At 36.6% G+C, this 3,195-nt stretch carries 3 protein-coding genes; all 3 read right to left on the bottom strand.

The features are described 5' to 3' along the window. The coding region (locus tag F6K13_RS25305; RefSeq protein ID WP_375340682.1) for a calcium-binding protein at nt 1-276 on the bottom strand (276 nt) is incomplete at its 3' end. Between the two features lie 108 nt (nt 277-384). Further along, nucleotides 385-1,356: a calcium-binding protein gene (locus tag F6K13_RS25300; RefSeq protein WP_287288744.1), complete on the bottom strand. Its 972-nt coding sequence runs from the start codon at nt 1,354-1,356 to the stop codon at nt 385-387. Nucleotides 1,357-1,948: 592 nt separating this feature from the next. Beyond that, a complete protein-coding gene (locus F6K13_RS25295; protein WP_124147154.1) occupies nt 1,949-2,764 on the bottom strand; it encodes a hypothetical protein in 816 nt (271 codons plus the stop codon). Nucleotides 2,765-3,195 lie beyond the last annotated feature (431 nt).

Genomic DNA, 3,195 nt, shown 5'->3' with positions numbered 1-3,195 from the left:
CATAGAGTCACGACCACTTCCTCCTTTGATGCTATCGTCATCAAATTCTCCATAGAGTTCATCCCTTCCATTTCCTCCTCCGAGAAAATCATTCCCACTACCTCCAAAGATGTCGTCATTTCCGCCTTTACCTTGCAATATATCATCACCACCCTGACCATAAATGGTGTCGTTGCCATTCGGATAATAAACTAACTGACCATTTACTAAAGACCAATGAGGGCCACTAAATCCTTGTAAATTATCATCTCCACGGGTTCCATAAATGACTGTCATTTTGTGTTACCTCCTAATATTTAATCTTTGTTTTGTTAGGTTTATACTGATGCCAAATAAGTAGAAGTAGTGATTATGAAAGTCTCAGCTACTCGGTTTTATCATTACTTACAAGATGAAATCACTGGCACTAACAGATGTGGTACTGAGCAACATAATGTCTAGGTCAGAAGTAAAGTCACCATCACCATAAACATCGACTTGAACCAGCACAGCTCCACCAGTATTTTCGTATCGAACTTGACCTTGAACTGCACGAGAACCACTTCCAAAATCACTTGTACCAATAAACGAAAATGCTTGATTTCCTGAACTACCGAGATGAGAATCAATTGCTGATAAATCTATCTTGTCAATTCCGGGTTGAAAATCATTAATAGTCTCAGGAAAGAAAATGTAATTTGTAGGAGCGTCAGATAGACTGACATATTTAAAATAGTCAGCACCACTACCTCCAGTTAAAACATCAAAATCAGCACCACCAGTGAGTGTATCACTGCCTGAACCACCATTAAGAGCGTCTGCACCACCATTACCGACTAATTCATCCGCTCCTCCAACTCCACTTAGGTTGTTGTTGGCATCGTTACCGTAAAGACGATTATTGAGACTATTACCTGTACCATCAGAAATTGTGTTTCCGAGGAGAAGACTTTCTACATTTGCACCCAAAGTATAGCCATTGATATTACTAACAACGATGTCAAGTCCTTCGCCACTATACTCAATGACTTGATCGTTCGGAGAACTAACTACATAAGTATCGTAGCCAGTGCCACCCCGCATCACGTCATTACCACTACCACCATCAATAGTATCACGACCAGATCCTCCCCAAAGATAATCGTCACCTACACCCCCATTGAGGTAGTCGCGGCCAGAGTCACCGTATAGAAAGTCGTTACCATATTCACCAAACAGATCATCATTGTCATTACCACCATACATTGTGTCGCTATTATCTGCGCCCCGCATTGTGTCATTGCCAGCGTAACCCTCGATAATATCCCCGAAATAAGTACCCGGTAGAAAATCGTTACCTGGAGTGCCTTGAATATAAGCCATTGAAATTTCTCCCACATCAATTCGACTTTGTTAGTTAATTTGATGGGCCTATAGCAATCCTAGATAGCGGATCAACATTTATTTATGTAAGGGGGTGCTTTCCGCCCCACCCTGTGGAGGAGTGGGGAAACCAGCACCCCCTTACCAACCCCCTTATGGTTGTAATATTTTTGAGGCTAGAAACTTTGCTGTCAAAAGCTTGAGCCTCTTAGGTTTTCACGACTTAAATTGGAGTGCTATAGCTCTCAAACTAAACTTATGAATTAATCATGCCTCTTTCAGACCAACAACGACAATGGAGGAAAAATCAGGTGTTTACTTTCCTGATAAAAACTTGATTTCTCAGTTGAATAATTGTAAATTTTTCCGGATATTAGTATGGCAGTATATTTGGCAGATAAATTCTAGAAAAATATCATCCTAGAAGTTGTTAATCATAAAATTTGACTTTAATATAAATAGGAATTACGCAAAGACTATAATTCATTTGCGTAAGTCCTGAGAAATACAAATCTGTGGGTAAAAATTTATCAGTGTTAAACCCCTACAAAAAATTTATTTGTGTCATATTTTTCTTGAGTTGATATTAGAATTACTACCAAAAAATCTAATTTCTCAAATTTAAGATAAAGTTGTTGCCATTGCTAGAAACTTTAGTTATTTTCCAGTTTTTGTATTGACCTAAACGGCTAGCGAGTGATTTTTTAACAGAATTTGCTACCTTGTCTTTTACTTTGGGATTATTCAGACCATTGGCAAGTTGTGTTTCAATATTTTTGGTTAATTCACCCTTAATCTTATTTTGGATACGACTACAGATACCCTTAAAAGCTTGGCATAGCTTATTAGGAATTCGTAAATCAGTCTTAAAGTCTACTTTGGGATTTGCGTATGAAATAGACCCATTATAAGCAACAGGTATCAAAGACATTGAAAGGATTGAGTTGTTCAAATGGATATCGCGTTCCATTTTTAATTTGCACTCACCCCATTTTCCAAACCTTCTGCGGACACATTTTGCTTTAATTTCCTCTCCTTGGCTTTCAAACCTTGCAGTTGCTTGAATTCGACTACCATTAATAGTGGCTTGGATAGATGAGGTATTCATATTATCAATGTAATATTTCAACTGGCGAAATTTGGTAACTTTATGTTTGTACTCGGGAATCAAGAATGATTCTTTGGCTCCATTGGGCAATAGTACATAGCTAGAATCTTGATGCCAGCTACTACCATGCTTTTTTCCATAGTTGTCAAGATGAACTTTAGTTGAACTAAAAGCTGTGTTAAAAGCTATGGCAACAGCTGTTTTAGGAACGGTAACATTTACAGTTTTTGCATATGCAGGTAAATTTAGTACATAGAAAGTACCGAGCGTCAATCCGAAGGCAACTGGTGCTGCCAGAAATCTTTGTAAATTCATTTTTGTTCTCTTTTACGCTTGAATGTTTGTTGTTATTAATAATTTTCACTTTTCATACTAAGAACGACAATGGATAAAAAATCAGGTGTTTACTTACTCAAAGAAAAGATTTTTTCCTAAGTTTAATAATTGTCAATTTTTCCGTATGAGTATGGCAATATATTTGGCTGCTCAATCAGTAATAAATTATCTATTAACAGCTCCATACCTACAATATATAATCCGCTACAATACTCCTTTTTTTTTAGTCTGTTAATTCTCTACTTTTTAGATAAAATTTAGTTTGCAGAGCTATGTATGGCATGGCTGAAAATTATTTTTATAAATGAGTAAAGAAGTGATTATCTGCAGGATAAAAACAACAATTAAACTATTCCAAAATCTAGATAACAGAAAAAAAATCAGGAAAAGTCAGGGTAGTTAAAATAAAA

It is taken from the genome of Okeania sp. SIO2B9 (assembly GCF_010672505.1).
Lineage (GTDB): Bacteria > Cyanobacteriota > Cyanobacteriia > Cyanobacteriales > Microcoleaceae > Okeania > Okeania hirsuta.
The sequence above is the reverse complement of the archived record's forward strand: the minus strand, read 5'-3'. Positions and strand labels throughout refer to the sequence as shown.

Excerpts from the sequence above, each read along its gene's own strand:
- F6K13_RS25295 (WP_124147154.1), bottom strand. The coding sequence starts at position 2,764 with ATGAATTTACAAAGATTTCTGGCAGCACCAGTTGCCTTCGGATTGACG.